The sequence below is a fragment of the Cellulosimicrobium sp. E-16 genome, assembly GCF_049913115.1.
In the GTDB taxonomy this organism is placed as follows: domain Bacteria; phylum Actinomycetota; class Actinomycetes; order Actinomycetales; family Cellulomonadaceae; genus Cellulosimicrobium.
Genome location: NZ_CP183974.1, coordinates 3,465,242 through 3,481,364, shown reverse-complemented (window position 1 = coordinate 3,481,364; position 16,123 = coordinate 3,465,242). Strand labels below are relative to the sequence as shown.

Below are 16,123 nucleotides of genomic sequence, written 5' to 3'. Positions count from 1 at the left end.
GCCTCTCACGATGCGCCGCACCCGCGCGGCGGTCTGGCGCCGGAGCATAGTGGTCCGCGTGCCCGGGGCACCAGTCCCGTCCGCACCCCCGCTCCCCAGATGCTCAGCATGCTGAGTGATGTCACGCTGGGGGCATGACCACAGCAGCCGTCCCGGCGGGCGCGATCCCCTCGCCCGCGCCCTCCGACCGTGTCCGCCAGGTCGTCGTCCTCGTCGGCTCGCTCGTCGCCGCCGGGGCGGCGGCCTACGGGGCGGGCGCGTTCGGCGGCACCGCCGTCGAGCAGACCGCCGGGGGAGCGCTGTCCTCGACCGCGACGCCCGTGGCGCCCGACAACCCGGCGTTCCGCATCTGGTCCGTGATCTACCTCGGCCTCTTCGCGTTCGCGGTGTACCAGGTGCTGCCGCGGCACGCGACGAGCCCGCGGCTGCGCGCGACCGCGTGGTGGGTCCTCGCGTCCATGGTCCTCAACGCGGCGTGGATCGGCGTCGTGCAGGCCGGGTGGATCCCGTTCAGCGTCGTCGTCATCGCGGCTCTGCTCGCGGTCGACGCCGTGGTCGTGGTGCGGCTCGTGCGCCGGCGGCCCGAGTCGACCGCGCAGGCCGTCGTGCTCGACGGGACCATGGGCCTCTACACCGGCTGGGTGAGCGTCGCGACGCTCGCGAACGTCGCCGCGGCGCTCACGGACGCGGGCGTCGGCGACCTCGGGCTCGGCGCGACGGGCTGGTCGGTCGTGCTCGTCGTGCTCGCCGCGGCGCTCTCCGTCGCCTGGGCGGCGTTCGCCGCCGGACGCCGCGCGGTCGCCCTCGGCATCGGCCTCGCCATGTCGTGGGGTCTCGCGTGGATCGCCGTCGGGCGGTTCCAGGGCGAGCTCGTGGACACCACCGTGGCCTGGGCGGCCGTCGGAGCATCCGTGGTCGCGCTCGTGGCGTCCCTCGTCGCCGCGACCCGCCCGGCGCGCGGCTGACCCGCGCGCCGGGCGGGACGCCGCGCGTCAGGGGTAGAGGCCGCGGATCTGGTGGGCCTCCGCCACGCGCTGGACGCCGATGACGAGCGCGGCGTCGCGCAGGCTCAGCTCCTCGCGGCGCGCGAGGCCGGCGACCTCCTCGTACGCGTGCAGCATGCGGTGCTCGAGCTTGTCGCCGATCTCGTCGGCGGTCCACCAGTACGCCTGGTTCGCCTGGACCCACTCGAAGTAGGAGACGACTACGCCGCCCGCGTTCGCGAGCACGTCCGGCACCACCGTCACGCCGTTCTTGGCGAGCACCCGGTCGCCCTCGGCGGTCGTCGGGCCGTTCGCGCCCTCGACGACCCAGCGCGCGCGCACGGTGCGGGCGGTGTCGCCGTCGAGCACGCCCTCGACCGCGGCGGGGACCAACACGTCGACGTCGAGAGCGAGCAGCGCGTCGTTGTCGACCGGTTCCGCGCGGTCGAACCCCACCACGCTGCCGGTCGCGGCGACGTGCTCGAACAGCGCGCGCACGTCCAGACCGTCCGGGTCGTGCACGCCGCCGTACTGGTCGGAGACCGCGACGACGCGCGCGCCGCGCGCCGCGAACAGCGCCGCCGCGTGCGAGCCGACCTTGCCGAAGCCCTGGATCGCGACGCGCACGTCGGACAGCGGCACGCCCGCCTCGTCGAGTGCCGCGGCGGTGACGTGCACGACGCCCGCGCTGGTCGCCGTCGTGCGCCCGAGCGACCCGCCCACGGTGATCGGCTTGCCGGTCACGACAGCCGGGATCGTGTAGCCCTGGTTGACCGAGTAGGTGTCCATGACCCACGCCATGGTCCGCTCGCTCGTGCCCATGTCGGGCGCCATGATGTCCCGCTCCGGGCCGATCACCGGCATGATCTCCGACGTGTAGCGGCGCGTGACGCGCTCGAGCTCGGCCTCGGAGTAGCAGCGAGGGTCGATCGCGACCCCGCCCTTCGCCCCGCCGTATGGCAGGTCGACGATCGCGCACTTCCACGTCATCCACATCGCGAGCGCGCGCACCTCGTCGACGTCGACGCTCGGGGAGTAGCGCAGCCCGCCCTTGCCGGGGCCGCGCGAGACGTTGTGCTGCACGCGGTAGCCGTGGAAGAGGACGGTGCGGCCGTCGTCGCGCCGCAGCGGGACGGCGACGTTCACCTCGCGGCGCGGGGTCGCGAGCATCTCGTGCAGGCCGTCGTCGTAGCCGAGGAAGTCCACCGCGCCGGCGAGCTGCGCGTGCGCGGTGTCGAGGGCGGACGCCGGTGCGGTCGCGGCGTCGGGTCGAGAGGTCGTACGGGGAGCGGGGTCGCTCGGGGTGGTTTCGCCGCCGGTGAGGGTGGGCGGCACGGACGTCGTCGTCACGGTTCCTCCGGTTCGAGGTTCTCCTCGGTGCCGCGGGGGTGTGCGGCACCGAGGGTCACGCTACCCCCGGCGCGGACGCTCGCCGCTCACGCGCCCCGGCGGTGCCCCAGGGCGTCGATCGCCGCGAGCTCGTCCGCGGAGAGGGAGAACCCGGTTACCGCGAAGTTCGCCTCGATGCGCTCCGGCGTCACCGACTTCGGGATGACGACGAACCCGTGGTCGAGGTGCCAGCGCAGCACGACCTGGGTCGGGGTGACGCCGTGCGCGGCCGCGACCTCGGCGAGGACCGGCGCGTCGAGGTCGGTGCGCTTGAACGGGCTGTAGCCCTCGAGGACGACGCCGCGCTGCGCGAGCTCGTGCGCGAGGCGGTGGTCGTAGTCGGCGGGGCTCCACGGGATCTGGTCGACGGCAGGCGCCTCGCCGACCTGCTCCGAGACGACGTCCACCTGCTCGACCGAGTAGTTGCTCACCCCGATCGACCGCGCCTTGCCCTCGTTCCGCAGCTCGACGAACCGCTCCCAGACCCACGGCGACGCCTCGCCCGCCGGCGGCCAGTGGATGAGCCACAGGTCGACGTGGTCGGTGCCGAGGTCGCGCAGCGACGCCTCGAGCGTCTCGCGCTCGCGCCCCGCGGCGTCTGGCGGGAGCTTGGTCGTGACGAACACGTCGGCGCGGTCCACCGACGAGTCGGCGAGCGCGCGCCCGACCTGCGCCTCGTTGCCGTAGCCCGTCGCGGTGTCGACGTGCCGGTAGCCCACGTCGAGCGCGTGGCGCACGGCGCGGTACGCGTCGTCGCCCTCGGACTGCCACGTGCCCAGCCCGAGCAGCGGCATCGCGCCGCCGGGCAGGTCGACGGTCGGGACTGGGGTGGCGGAGGCGCTGGTGGAGGAGGCGGCGTTCGAGGTCATGCCGTCAGTCTCCGTGCCCGACGCCGTCGCGCGCCACCGCGCGCGCCTCGCCCCCGCCTGGTGCCGAGTCCGGCGACATCCCCGGGCTCGGCGCGTGAGGCGACCACAACCCCAGGTTCGGCAGCGGGACGTGGGGTGCCGTCAGCGGCGGGTGCGGCGGCGGTACTGGGCCGGGGTCTCGCCCGTGAGACGCGCGAACGTGCGCGTGAACGACGGCTGGTCGTAGAAGCCGCTCTCCGCCGCGACCTCGCCGATCGACGCCGCGCTCCCGGCGAGGAGCCGCGTCGCGTGGTCGACGCGGGTGCGCAGCACGAGCTGGCGCGGCGTCACGCCGTACACGCGCCGCACGCGCCGGTCGAGCACCGCGGGCGTGGACCCGGCCGCCTCGGCGAGCCGCGCCGTCGTCCAGCGCGCCCCGAGGTCCCCCTCCACCGCGGCGACGAGCGCGGCGAGGGAGTCCATCGTCGCGTCGTCCGCGGCGCCCGCGCGCAGGTCGTGCGAGACGGACACGATCCCCACCAGGCGGCCCGCGTCGTCGTGCACGGGGAGCTTGGAGGTGAGGAACCAGCCCGACGTCCCGCCGAGCCGCCGGATGCGCTCGAGCTCGCCGCGCAGCGCGCGCCCGCGCAGCACCTCGGCGTCCTGCTGCTCGTAGCGCTCCGCGAGCTGCGGGACGAACAGGTCGCGCGCCCGACGGCCCAGCACGGCGCGGCGCGAGCGCTCGTTGGTCCGCGCGACGAACACCGGGTTGACCGCGACGTACCGGCCCGTGACGTCCTTGGCGCAGAACATCGTGTCCGGCAGCTCGTCCATGAGCGCGACCATCGCCGGGCTCAGCGCCGCGAGGAGCGCCGCGCCCTCGGGCCACAGGTTGTCGCGAACGGGTGCCATGTCGCCCCGGATCGTACAAGACGAGTCACGGCGACCCGAGGCACCCTGGAGGGATGAGCAACGACGCGCCCGCCCGGCCGCTCCCCACCCCCGGAGCCGTCGGCGACACGACCCTCACCTCGCCGGACGACCTCGTCGAGGAGGCCGTCGCCCTGGCCGGTAGCTGGCTCGCGGCCAGCGAAGGTGCCGGTGACGCCCGGGCCCGGAGGACCGCCGAGCGCCTCGGCGCGCTCGTCTCCGACCCCGCGGGCCTCGAGCTCGCGGTCCGGTTCGTCGACGACGTCGCGCGCCCCCAGGACGTGCACGTCGCCGCGCGGGCGCTCGGCCGCCTCGGCGAGCTCGCCGGGAGCGCAGGGTCGTTCCTCGGGCCGGTAGACCGGACGCTGCTGCGCGTCGGGGCGGGCGTCGCGCCGGTGCTGCCGCGCGTCGTCGTGCCGGCCGCGCGCGTGCGGCTGCGCCAGCTCGTGGGTCACCTCGTGGCCGACGCCGGCCGCGGCCTCGGCCCGCACCTCGCCCGGACACGTGCGGAGGGCTACGCGCTCAACGTCAACCTCCTCGGCGAGGCCGTGCTCGGCGAGTCCGAGGCGGACGCGCGGCTCGAGCGCACCCTCGCGCTCGTGCGGCGGCCCGACGTCGACTACGTGTCGGTCAAGGTGTCGTCCGTCGCGTCCCAGCTCGTCACGTGGGACCTCGAGGGGTCGTGCGCGCGCGTCGTCGAGCGGCTGCTGCCGCTGTACCGGGCGGCGCGCGACCACGGGGTCTTCCTCAACCTCGACATGGAGGAGTACAAGGACCTCGCCCTGACGACCGCGGTGTTCCGCGAGATCCTCGCGCACGACGACCTGCACGACCTCGAGGCCGGGATCGTGCTCCAGGCGTACCTGCCCGACGCGCTCGGCGCGCTCGACGGGCTCACGCGCTTCGCGGCCGAGCGCGTCGCCGCCGGGGGAGCGCCGATCAAGGTGCGCCTCGTCAAGGGCGCGAACCTCGCGATGGAGGCCGTCGAGGCCGAGCTGCACGGCTGGCCGCAGGCGCCCTACCCCACGAAGCCCGACGTCGACGCGAACTACGTCCGCCTCCTCGACCACGCCCTGCGCGCGCCGCGGACCGACGCGGTGCGCATCGGCGTCGCGAGCCACAACCTCTTCCACGTCGCGCTCGCCGTGCTCCTCGGCCGGGCCCGCGGCGTCAGCCACGCGCTCGACGTCGAGATGCTCCAGGGCATGGCCCCCGGCGAGGCGCGTGCCGTGCGCGACGAGGTCGCGGCCGACCGCGTCGCGAGCGGCCCGCACGCCGGGCGCGGCGGGCGCGTCGTGCTGTACACGCCCGTCGTGCGCGACGAGGACTTCGACGTCGCGATCTCCTACCTGGTGCGCCGCCTCGAGGAGAACGCCGCCGAGCAGAACTTCCTGCACGCCATGTTCGCGCCCGACGGGTCGCCTGCGGGCAGCCCCATGGAGCGACAGGAGGCCGCGTTCCGCGCGTCCGTGCACCACGGGGTGCACTACGCCGATGCCGACGTGACCCCCCGCCGCCGGCCCCGCCTCGCCGTCGAACCCGGGGTTGTCGGCACGGACGACACCGAACCCGCCCGCAAGCCCGGGTTCGGCACCGGGTTCGCGAACGCCGCCGACACCGATCCCGCCGTCGCGGCGTCGCGCGACTGGGCTCGGCACGTCACCGGGCCCGGGTCCGGGTTCGTGGCCGTGCGCACGGCCGAGCTCACCTCCACCGCGCAGGTGGACGACGCCGTCGCGACCGCAGTGCGCGCGACCGCGGCGTGGTCGCGGGTCGCCCCGACCGCCCGCGCCGCCGCGCTGCGCGCCGTCGCCCGACGCCTCGAGGAGGCGCGCACCGACCTCGTCGCCGCGATGGTGCACGAGCCGGGCAAGACCGTCGCCGAGGCCGACCCCGAGGTGAGCGAGGCCGTCGACTTCGCGACCTACTACGCGCGCTCCGCCGAGGAGCTGGACCGCGTGCCCGGCGCCCGGTTCGCGCCCGACGGCGTCACGCTCGTCACGCCGCCCTGGAACTTCCCCGTCGCGATCCCCGTCGGCGGGGTCCTCGCGGCGCTCGCGGCCGGGTCCGCGGTGCTCGCCAAGCCCGCTCCGCCGACGCCGCGCTGCCTCGAGGTGGCGGTCGAGGCGATCCATGCGGGCCTGCGTGACGCCGTCGCGGCCGCGCCGGGGGAGTTCGCCGGGCTGGACACGGGCTCGGTGACGGAGGTCGTGCAGTACGTCCGCGTCCCCGACGACGAGCTCGGGACGCACCTGGTCACGCACGACGACGTCGCGCGCGTCGTGCTCACGGGATCGATCGAGACCGCGCAGCTCTTCGCGCGGTGGAAGCCGTCGCGCCCGGTGCTCGCCGAGACGTCGGGCAAGAACGCGCTCGTCATCACGCCGTCGGCGGACCTCGACCTCGCGGTCGCGGACCTCGTGCGCTCGGCGTTCGGGCACGCGGGGCAGAAGTGCTCGGCGGCGTCTCTCGCGATTCTCGTCGGCTCCGCGGGCGACCCGCGGACCGAGACGGGGCGGCGCGTGCGGCGCCAGCTCGTGGACGCGGTGCGCTCGCTCGCCGTCGGTCCGGCCACCGATGTCTCGACGACCATGGGCCCGCTCACCGAGCCTGCCTCGGGCAAGCTGCTGCACGCGCTGGCGACCCTGGATCCGGGGGAGTCGTGGCTCGTGCGGCCGCGGCAGCGGGACGGCGGGCCGGACCTGGAGGGCCGCCTCTGGACGCCCGGCCTCAAGGAGGGCGTCGCGCCCGGGTCGCCGTTCCACCTCACCGAGTACTTCGGTCCCGTCCTCGGGATCATGACGGCCGCGACGCTCGACGAGGCGATCGCGCTCCAGAACGCCGTCCCGTTCGGGCTCACGGGCGGCATCCACAGCCTCGACGACGTCGAGGTCGAGCGCTGGCTCGACGCCGTCCAGGTGGGCAACGCCTACGTGAACCGGCACATCACCGGCGCGATCGTGCAGCGGCAGTCGTTCGGCGGCTGGAAGCAGTCGGCCGTCGGGCCGGGAGCCAAGGCGGGCGGGCCGAACTACGTCGCGCAGCTCGGCCGCTGGGCCGACGCGACGGGCGAGGACACCGACGAGGGCGCGGGCTCGTCGTCGGACACCGCTGCCGCCGGGCCCGCCGGGCCGCCCGCGCGCGAGGCCTCGCCCGAGGTGTGGCTCGCGTGGGCGCAGGCCGACGACGCGCGCTGGTGGGAGCGGGAGTTCTCCGCGGGCCACGACCCCTCGGGCCTGCACGTCGAGGCGAACGTCTTCCGCTACCGCCCGGTCGACGTGCTCACCGTGCGCGTCGGCGCGGACGCGCTGCCGGTCGAGGTCGAGCGCGTGCTGCACGCCGCGCGCACGGCGGGCGTGCCGGCGGTCGTCGTGCCGTCGTCGGGCGATGCCGCGGTGGGCGACGACGACTTCGCGCGGCGCGTCGCGTCCGGCGCGGTCCGCGGACGCATCCGGGTCGTCGGGGCGGCGCCCGGGCTGCACGAGGCCGCAGCCGAGCGCGTCGGTGAGGTGACGGTCCTGGACCACCCGGTCGTCGCCAGCGGGCGTCGCGAGCTGCTCACGGTCCTGCACGAGCAGGCCGTCAGCCGCACGACGCACCGGTACGGCCACGTGAAGGGCTGAGCCCGCTACCTCGTGGGTGCATCCTGCGCCGGCGAGACGGTCACGGACGCCGCGTCGCGAAACGCGCGCAGGCGCTCCGCCTGCTCGGCGACGGCGTCCGTGAGTCGGGCGTCCCACGGGACCCACGGGTCCGTGAGGACCGTGAGCCGTCGGCCCGACGCGCGGGGCCGCCACGTCCCGACGACCTCGCCGTCCGCGAGCACCGCCCCGGGCCGGCCGAGGACGCGCCACAGGTCCTTGGCGCGCGTCGCGTCGGCCACGAGCGTGGCGCGGTCACGCAGCTGGAGGTACAGGTCGTACGGGCCCACGAGCCGGACGACCGGGGCGCCGGTGCCCGGACGCGCGTCGCGGTGGCGCGCCGCGGCGCCCGGGAGCCGTTCGACGTCGTCGGCCAGGGCCCAGCGCTCGGCCGGGCGTGGGGCCGGGTCGGCGTCGGTGATCTCCACGCGCACCGCGTCGTCGGGCCAGTGGGCCCGCACGTCCTTGACCGGCGCGTCGAGGAACCCCGCGACGTCCTGGACGCTCGCGGCGGGGAAGAAGCGCAGGTAGCCCCGCACGACGTCGAGGCGCGGCGGGGCGTCGCCCCCGAGCCGGCCGTAGAGCGACGGCTCGAGGCCGGGCGCCCGCCGCAGCACGGGCGGCGACGTGCCGGGCTCGAGCTCGAGCCCGGCCTGCAGGGCCGCGAGGCGGAACGTCTGCTCGTAGCTGTGGGTCGCGCCGCAGGGGCCGCACCAGCGCAGGTGCGGCTCGGGGAGGCGCTGCGTGAGCCGCGTCGAGAGGTCCCCCTTGACGGTCGGCTCGACGACGAGCTCGCGCTCCAGCCGCGCCTCGGTGCGCAGGGCGTCCAGGACCGCGATCCCTGCCGCGCGCAGGGGCCGGCTCGCATCGTAGACGCGCTTGGCGGCGTCGGCCTCGGAGAGCGGGGCGGTCGCGACGGCGACGTCGCCCAGGTCCGCGCGCCGGTAGACGTGCGGCGCGCCGCGCAGCGTCCAGGCGAGGGCGAGGTCCGACGCGAGGCTGCCCGGCGCCACGGCCGGGGCGCCACGCACCGCGAGCGCCCACGCGCCGCCGTCGGGCCCCGTGTCCTGGACGCCCAGGTCGAGGACTTCGACGTCGGTGGGAGAGTCGGCCGCGCCGGGCGCGCGGTCGAGCTGCTGGGCGTGCCAGCGCGCCGTGAGCACGTCGGCGCGCGAGAGCGTGGTCGGGGGTGCCGAGGACGAGGTCACGACCTCAGGCTACGGGTCCCGCCCACGCCGACGGGTCAGACCGAGTCGCGCTCGACGAGCTCGGGGGAGAGGACCTGCGACGCGATCTCGTCCCCGCGTCCGCCGACGAGGTCGAGCAGGAGGTCCGTCGCGCCGCGCACCATCTCGACCATCGGGTTCTGGACCGTCGTGAGCGGCGGCACGGTGGAGGCGGCGGTGGCGAGGTTGTCGAAGCCGACGACGGACACGTCGCCCGGAACCTCGCGCCCGTGCGCGGCGAGGACGCGCAGCGCGCCCTCCGCCATGAGGTCCGAGGCGACGAACAGGCCGTCCACGTCGGGGTGCGAGGCGAGGATCCGTTCCATCGCCGCGGCGCCGCCCGAGACGGCGAAGTCGCCGATCTCGACCGCGTCGTCGGGCAGGCCGGCACCCTGGAGCACCTCGCGCCAGCCCGTGAGCCGGTCGACGCCGGCCGTCATGTCCTGCGGACCGGCGATCGTCGCGATGCGGCGGCGGCCCGCCTCGACCAGCCGGCGCGCCGCGAGGCGGCCGCCCTCGACGTTGTCGACGTCGACGTAGAGGAGGTCGGGCGTCGGGCGGAACGGCCGCCCGACGAACACCGCAGGCAGCCGGGCCGCGAGCAGCGCCTCCTCGAGCTCGTCGTCGCGGTGGTGCGACGCGACGATCGCGCCGTCCACGTGCCCGCTGCTCAGGTACCGCACGATGCGGCCCGGCTGCTCGTCGGGCCGCGCGAACAGCAGGACGAGCTGGAGGTCCGTGCCGCCGAGGGCCGCGCTGACGCCGCGCATCGTGCCCGCGAGGAACGGGTCGGTGAGGATGCGCTCGTCCGGCTCGGGGACCACGAGGGCGATCGAGTCGGTGCGGCGCGTCACGAGGGAGCGGGCGGCGCGGTTGGGCGTGTAGCCGAGCTGGGCGACGGCGGCGTCGACCGCCGCCTGGGCCTCGGGCGACACGCGCAGGCCGCCGTTGATCGCGCGCGACGCGGTCGAGCGCGAGACACCCGCCGTCTGGGCCACCTCGTCCAGGGTCGGCGCGGAGCGCAGGCTGTTCATCAGGACAGTATCCCGCGCCCGCTCGCCCGACCGCACCGCCCCGCTCACCGTGTCGTCACTCCCCGGCGGCGGCGTCCGCGGCGGACGCGTCGCGCGCGGGGACGGCGTTGTCGCGCGCGACCTGCGCGTACCAGGCGCCGCTCGCCTTCACCGTGCGCTCCTGCGTCTCGTAGTCGACACGGACGATGCCGAACCGCTTGGTGTACCCGAGCGCCCACTCGAAGTTGTCGAGGAGCGACCACGCGAAGTACCCGCGCACGTCCGCACCGGCGTCGATCGCGTCACGCGTCGCGCGCAGGTGCGCGTCGATGAACTCGAGCCGGTCCTGGTCGTCCACGGAGCCGTCCTCGCCCACCTGGTCGGGGTAGGCGGCGCCGTTCTCCGTGATGTACATCGCCACGCCGCGCGGGCCGGTGAAGTCCTGCTGGAGGCGCGTGAGCAGGCGCGTCAGCCCCTCGGGCTGCACCTCCCAGCCCATGTCCGTCCGGGGCAGGCCGCGCGAGCGGTCGTGCGCGTCGTCCGCGGCAGGGAAGGGGGACGACGTCGCCCGCACCGGCGCGTCGTCCGCGGGCTCGTCGCGCACGCCCTCGGGGCGCGTCCCGCCGCCGGCCTCGGTCGCGGGCAGCGGGTGCCCGGAGACGGCGCCGCCGTTGTAGTAGTTGACCCCGAGCGTGTCGATCGGCGTCGAGATGATCTCGAGGTCGCCGTCCTTGACGTGGTCGAGCAGACCGTAGGGCGCGACGTCCTCCAGGACATCCGCGGGGTACTCGCCGTGGAAGACGGGGTCGAGGAAGATCCGGTTGAACTGCCCGTCGATGCGGCGCGCGGCGTCGACGTCGGCGGGGTCCTGCGGGTCGACCGGGTCGGAGACGGTGAAGTTCAGCGTGAGGCCGAGGTTCGCCTCCGGCGCGCGCTCGCGCAGCGCCTGGACGGCGAGGCCGTGGCCGAGCAGGAGGTGGTGCGCCGCGGCGAGGCCGTCCTCGCGCGACTGGCGGCCGGGCGCGTGCACGCCCGCGGTGTAGCCGAGGAAGGCCGAGCACCACGGCTCGTTGAGCGTCGTCCACACGCCCACGCGGTCGCCGAGCGCCTCGTGCATCGTCACGGCGTACTCGGCGAAGAGGTAGGCCGTGTCGCGCGAGGTCCAGCCGCCCTTCTCCTCGAGCGCCTGCGGCAGGTCCCAGTGGTACAGCGTCAGCCACGGCAGGATGTCCGCGCCGAGCAGCTCGTCGACGAGGCGGTCGTAGAAGGCGATGCCCGCCGGGTTGGGCGCACCGCCGTCAGGGCGGACGCGGGCCCACGACGTCGAGAACCGGTACGTGCCGAGGTTGAGCTCGCGCATGAGCGCGACGTCCTCGCGGTACCGGTGGTAGTGGTCGCACGCGACCAGGCCGTCGTCGCCGTTCACGACGGCGCCCGGGACGCGGGCGAACGCGTCCCACACCGAGTCCGTGCGGCCGTCGGTGCGCCCGGCGCCCTCGATCTGGAACGCGGCGGTCGCGGCGCCCCAGAGGAAGCCCGGGGGCATCTCGACGCGTCCGGTCGCGGTCGCCGGGTTCGGGAGGAGGGGCGCGGACGGGACGAAGCTGGTCATGGGTCGATTGTCCTTCGAGAGGTCGAGGATTGGCGCGCGGGCGGGCCGGTGGGCCCGCCCGCGCGACGGTCTGCCGCGCGGGCGTCGCGCACCGGGGTGGTGCGCGGCCGCGCGGTGGCGCCGGGCGTCAGCCCTTGACGGCGCCCTGCATGATGCCCGCCACGAGCTGGCGGCCGGTGAAGATGAAGATGACGATCAGCGGCAGGGTCACCAGGAAGATCCCCGCCATGACGAGCGAGTAGTCGACGAAGAAGTTCGCCTGGAGGGACCGGACGACCAGCGGCAACGTCGGGTTGTTCTGGTTGAGCACGATCGACGGCCAGAAGAAGTTCGTCCACTGCTGCACGAAGGTGAACAGACCGAGCATCGCGGCGGCAGGGCGCGCCGCGGGGAGCGCGATGGACCAGAACGTGCGGAACATCGACGCGCCGTCGACGCGGGCCGCCTCGATGAGCTCGTAGGGCAGCGCCTCGCCGAGGTACTGCGTCATCCAGAACACGCCGAACGCGGTGACGAGTGCCGGCACGATGACGGCCTGGAGCTTGCCGATCCACCCGAGGTCCGACATGAGGATGTACATCGGGATGACGCCCAGCTGCGTCGGGACCGCCATCGTCGCGATGACGAACACGAGCAGCGGCCCGCGGCCGCGGAACCGGAGCTTGGCGAACGAGAAGCCGGCGAGCGTCGAGAAGAGCACGACGGACAGCGACGTGAGCACCGCGACGACCACCGAGTTCCAGGCGGCCTTCCAGAAGTTGATCGCGTCGGAGTTCATGACCTCGGCGAACCGGTCGAACAGGCTCGCGTCCGGCAGGAGCTGCGGCAGCGCGCTCCGCGAGATCTCCTCCGGCGTGGAAGACCCCAGGATCAGCGTGAAGTACAGCGGGAAGATCGAGACCAGCAGGACGACCCCGAGGATCGTGTAGGTGACCCAGCGGGGGCGGCGCTGGGTACCGCCGACGTTCTTGCCGGCACCACGGTGTCGGGCGGCGGCGCGGGCCGCGCCCGGGCCGGCGGTCTGGGCGATGACGGGGACGGAGCTCATCGCTTCCTCCGGTCGGTCGTGCGGGCGGCGGTCGGTGCGGACGCCTGGTCCCCGGCGGCGGAGCGCTGGGCGGACATGGCGCCCTCGGCGCGCAGGCGCTTCTGGGTCTCACGACGCCGTCTGACCCACCGCGGCGGGCGCGGCTGGGCGTTGGAGGTGGCGATCCGCCGGGTCACGAGGAAGTTGATCATCCCGATGACGAGGATGAGGAGGAACAGCAGCCAGGCGACCGCGGCCGCGCGGCCGAAGTTCTTCTGGTTGCCCCACGCGACGTCGTAGAGGTACAGCACGGTGGTCATCCACTGCCGGTCGGCGCCGCCGAGGCCCTGCGCGTCGTACATGCGCGGCTCGTCGAAGATCTGGAGGCCACCGATGGTCGACGTGATGACCACGAAGATGATCGTCGCGCGGATCTGCGGGACGGTGACGGAGAAGAACTGGCGCACGCGGCCGGCGCCGTCGATGATCGCGGCCTCGTACAGCTCGCGCGGCACGGCCTGCATCGCGGCGAGGAAGATCAGCGCGTTGTAGCCCGTCCAGCGGAAGTTCACCATCGACGCGATGGCGACGTGGCTCGCGAGCGCGTCCGCGTGCCAGCGGATCGGCTCGATGCCGACGAAGCCGAGGAGCTCGTTGATGAGGCCGTACTGGTCGGCGAAGAGGCGGCCGAAGATCATCGACACCGCGACGGGGGCGACGACGTAGGGGAGCAGGACCCCCATGCGCCAGAACGTGGCGGCACGCAGGTTCTGGTCGAGCAGCGCGGCGATCGCGATGGCGGCGATGACCTGCGGCACGGAGGAGAGCAGGAAGATCGAGAACGTGTTGCGCAGCGACTTCCAGAACGTGGGCTGCGCGAGGACGTCCGTGTAGTTCTGCAGGCCGACGAAGTCGCCCTGCCCACCGAGCAGGTTCCAGTCGTAGACCGACACCACGGCGGTGTACACGAGCGGGAAGAGCCCCGTGATCGCGAACAGGATGAAGAACGGCGAGATGTAGAGGTAGGGCGAGACCTTGACGTCCCAGCGGCTCAGGCGCTGGGAGAAGCCGACGCGACGCGGCGTGCGCGGCGACGGCCCGCTGAGCCCGGGCGTGGGCTGGGTGGGCGAGAGGACGGCCATGTGGGATTCCTGGGCTGCTGGGTGGCTGCCGGGTGGCTGCCGGGGCGGCTGCGGGCGGAGCGCCCGGTGGGTCGACGCGAGCGGGGCCGGGGCGGCAGGTCGTGCCGCCCCGGCCCCGTCAGGTCACAGGCCCAGGTCCTGGAAGGACTGGAGCGTCTTCTGCCACGAGGCCGCGGCGTCGTCGGTCTTCTCGACGTCCACGCGCTTGATGCCGTCCTGGACCGTCGTGTGGATCGCGAAGTAGTTCGCGCCCTTGAACGGTGCGCTGTCGATGCCGGCCGCGCGGGCGGCGAAGATCTCACCGACGGGCGCGTTGTTGAAGAAGTCGTTGGTCGTCGACTTCACCTCGTCCGTGCTCTGCACCTCGACCTGGGACGGGAACGTGCCGGCGTTCGAGAACGCGATGGTCTGCTGCTCGGGGGCGGTCAGCCACGCGGCGAGCTCCTTGGCCGCCTCGGCGTGCGGGCCGGAGGCCGGGACGGTGAGGAACGAGCCGCCCCAGTTGAGACCGCCGCCGGGGAAGACGTCGGCGACGTTCCAGCCGGTGACGCCGCCGGCGCGCTCCTCGATGGGGCCGGTCATCCAGGACGGGCAGATCATCGTCGCGAAGCCGTCGTTCTGGAACGCGGCGTCCCAGTCGGGCGTCCACTGCTCGAGGCCCGCGGAGAGCTCGTTGGTCGTGGACTGCTCGACGACCGTGTTGTAGATGTCGATGATCGGCTGGTTCGTCGCGAGGTCCTTGGGCGTGCCGTCGGACTCCTCGTAGGCGTTGTCGATCTGGTTGACCATGCCCTGCGAGATCGACATGGCGGAGTCGTACCAGGCCGCGTCGCTCGCCTCGACGAAGGTCTTGCCCGCGGCGAAGTAGTCGTCCCACGTCGCGTCCTCGCCGCCGAGGAGCTCCGCGACCTCGGCGGGGTCGGTCGGCAGGCCGGCGGCCTCGAAGAGATCCTGGCGGTAGCAGATCGCGCTCGGGCCGATGTCGGTGCCGTAGCCGATGAGCTTGCCGTCCGCCGTCGTGGCCTGCTGGACCTTCCAGTCCAGCCAGCGGCCGTCGAGCTCCGGGTCGGCCAGGTCGGTGAAGAGGTCGGGGAACTGCACGAGCTCGGGGATCCAGTCGACCTCGATGGCCTCGATGTCCGCCAGGCCCTCGCCGCCCGCGGCGAGCTTGGTGGTGAGGTTGGTGCGCGCGTCCTCGGACTTCGCCGCCTTGGTCTGCTTGACGGTGACGTTCGGGTGCTCCTCCGTGTACGCGGCGAGGAGCTCGTCGCTGTAGCCGAAGTCGTTGAACGTGGCGACGGTCAGCGTGATCTTCTCGCCGTCGCCGGAGCCCGTCTCGTCGTCGTTCGAGCCGGAGCCGCTCGAGCACGCGGTCAGGGTGAGGGTGATGGCCGCGAGGCCTGCGACGGCGGTGATCGCCTTGCGGGGCCGGCGGGTCGTACGGGTGCTGCTCAGCACGGTGACTCCCTTGTCGGTGGGGCGGGGTCGTGGCAGCGCTCCCACCTCCAATGTGGTAGCGCTTCCACACAACGGAGTGATCGTGCTTTCCCCGCCGAACCCGTGTCAAGCGCCGATCATCCTCGACGCGGTGTGGTCGCGCTCCCACACGTGCATCACCGCAGGTCAGGGCGCTTCTCGCGCTTACCGATCGGTCGGGTTCGGCGGAAATCGTTACCGGTTCGAGACCGCCTCCGCGGGCGCGCAAGGGCCGGCGCGCGACCTCAGCGGGCGAGCCACTCCCGGCCCGCCGCCTCCTCAGCAGCCAGGGCGGCGCGGACCGCCTCCGCGGCGGCCTGCTCGATCGCGCCACCGAACAGCGGCACCGAGGCCTTCACCTCGCCCGCGTAGCGCTCCACGGTGCCGTCGCCGTCGGGCGAGAGGGTGACCGTGCCCGTGAGCCGCACCGGGGCACCGGTGATCTCGAGCGAGACGGTCCCGGACCGCTCGCCGTCGCGCTCCGGCTCCCACGCCTCCGCCTGCCGGATCTCGAGCTGGCCCCCGACGAAGGACCGGACGTGGGCCGGGATCTGGTCGGTGGGCAGGGTGCGGCGGACCGTCACCGTGAACCCGTCGACTGCGCCGCCGGTGACGTCGACCTGCTCGACGTGGGCCCCGTCGCCGCCCGAGCGCGCGGCGCGCCAGCGCACGAACTCCTCGTCGGCGAGCATCGCGCCGACCACGGGGACGGCGGCGGGGTAGCGGAGCTCGACGCTCAGGTGCACGGGACCTCCTCGGGCCACGGGCCGACCTGCCGCCGACCCGTGCAGGTCGGCCGCCGGGCCGGTCGGCGGGTTCGGGCGACCGCGCGCGCG

At 74.3% G+C, this 16,123-nt stretch carries 12 protein-coding genes; 2 read left to right on the top strand and 10 right to left on the bottom strand.

The annotated features are described in order from the left end of the window. The first annotated feature begins 134 nt into the window (after positions 1-134). Entirely contained in the window at positions 135-965 is an 831-nt protein-coding gene (locus ACN9MS_RS15285; RefSeq protein ID WP_426309333.1) for a tryptophan-rich sensory protein, read from the top strand. Positions 966-992: 27 nt separating this feature from the next. Here the strand turns inward: ACN9MS_RS15285 and ACN9MS_RS15280 are convergent, their stop codons facing one another. From ACN9MS_RS15280 to ACN9MS_RS15270, 3 genes are all read right to left on the bottom strand, one after another. After that, positions 993-2,189: a Glu/Leu/Phe/Val family dehydrogenase gene (locus tag ACN9MS_RS15280; protein WP_426311908.1), complete on the bottom strand. Its 1,197-nt coding sequence runs from the start codon at positions 2,187-2,189 to the stop codon at positions 993-995. Positions 2,190-2,419: 230 nt separating this feature from the next. Further along, entirely contained in the window at positions 2,420-3,241 is an 822-nt protein-coding gene (locus tag ACN9MS_RS15275; protein WP_426309332.1) for an aldo/keto reductase, read from the bottom strand. 141 nt (positions 3,242-3,382) lie between these two features. Next, the gene (locus tag ACN9MS_RS15270) at positions 3,383-4,132 is read right to left on the bottom strand and encodes a helix-turn-helix domain-containing protein (protein WP_426309331.1); all 750 of its coding nucleotides are present in this window, start codon (positions 4,130-4,132) and stop codon (positions 3,383-3,385) included. A gap of 53 nt (positions 4,133-4,185) precedes the next feature. Between ACN9MS_RS15270 and ACN9MS_RS15265 the strand changes: the two genes are divergently transcribed. Then, positions 4,186-7,773 carry a bifunctional proline dehydrogenase/L-glutamate gamma-semialdehyde dehydrogenase gene (locus ACN9MS_RS15265; protein ID WP_426309330.1) on the top strand — a complete coding sequence of 1,196 codons (3,588 nt, stop codon included), beginning with the start codon at positions 4,186-4,188 and terminating at the stop codon, positions 7,771-7,773. 5 nt (positions 7,774-7,778) lie between these two features. Here the strand turns inward: ACN9MS_RS15265 and ACN9MS_RS15260 are convergent, their stop codons facing one another. The 7 genes from ACN9MS_RS15260 to ACN9MS_RS15230 form a co-directional block, all read right to left on the bottom strand. Next, complete coding sequence (locus tag ACN9MS_RS15260) at positions 7,779-8,999, bottom strand: DNA glycosylase AlkZ-like family protein (RefSeq protein ID WP_426309329.1); 1,221 nt, start codon at positions 8,997-8,999, stop codon at positions 7,779-7,781. A gap of 35 nt (positions 9,000-9,034) precedes the next feature. Then, the gene (locus ACN9MS_RS15255; protein ID WP_426309328.1) at positions 9,035-10,051 is read right to left on the bottom strand and encodes a LacI family DNA-binding transcriptional regulator; all 1,017 of its coding nucleotides are present in this window, start codon (positions 10,049-10,051) and stop codon (positions 9,035-9,037) included. Positions 10,052-10,106: 55 nt separating this feature from the next. Then, positions 10,107-11,642: a glycoside hydrolase family 1 protein gene (locus ACN9MS_RS15250; protein ID WP_426309327.1), complete on the bottom strand. Its 1,536-nt coding sequence runs from the start codon at positions 11,640-11,642 to the stop codon at positions 10,107-10,109. A gap of 127 nt (positions 11,643-11,769) precedes the next feature. Beyond that, positions 11,770-12,690: a carbohydrate ABC transporter permease gene (locus tag ACN9MS_RS15245; protein WP_426309326.1), complete on the bottom strand. Its 921-nt coding sequence runs from the start codon at positions 12,688-12,690 to the stop codon at positions 11,770-11,772. After that, positions 12,687-13,811, bottom strand: coding sequence for a carbohydrate ABC transporter permease (locus ACN9MS_RS15240; protein ID WP_154798132.1), 1,125 nt, complete (start codon positions 13,809-13,811; stop codon positions 12,687-12,689). The genes ACN9MS_RS15245 and ACN9MS_RS15240 overlap by 4 nt, the downstream gene beginning before the upstream one ends. A gap of 123 nt (positions 13,812-13,934) precedes the next feature. Beyond that, on the bottom strand, positions 13,935-15,269 hold the full coding sequence (locus ACN9MS_RS15235; protein WP_168731601.1) for an ABC transporter substrate-binding protein: 1,335 nt from the start codon (positions 15,267-15,269) through the stop codon (positions 13,935-13,937). A gap of 263 nt (positions 15,270-15,532) precedes the next feature. Continuing rightward, positions 15,533-16,033 carry a DUF2505 domain-containing protein gene (locus ACN9MS_RS15230; RefSeq protein WP_168731602.1) on the bottom strand — a complete coding sequence of 167 codons (501 nt, stop codon included), beginning with the start codon at positions 16,031-16,033 and terminating at the stop codon, positions 15,533-15,535. Positions 16,034-16,123 lie beyond the last annotated feature (90 nt).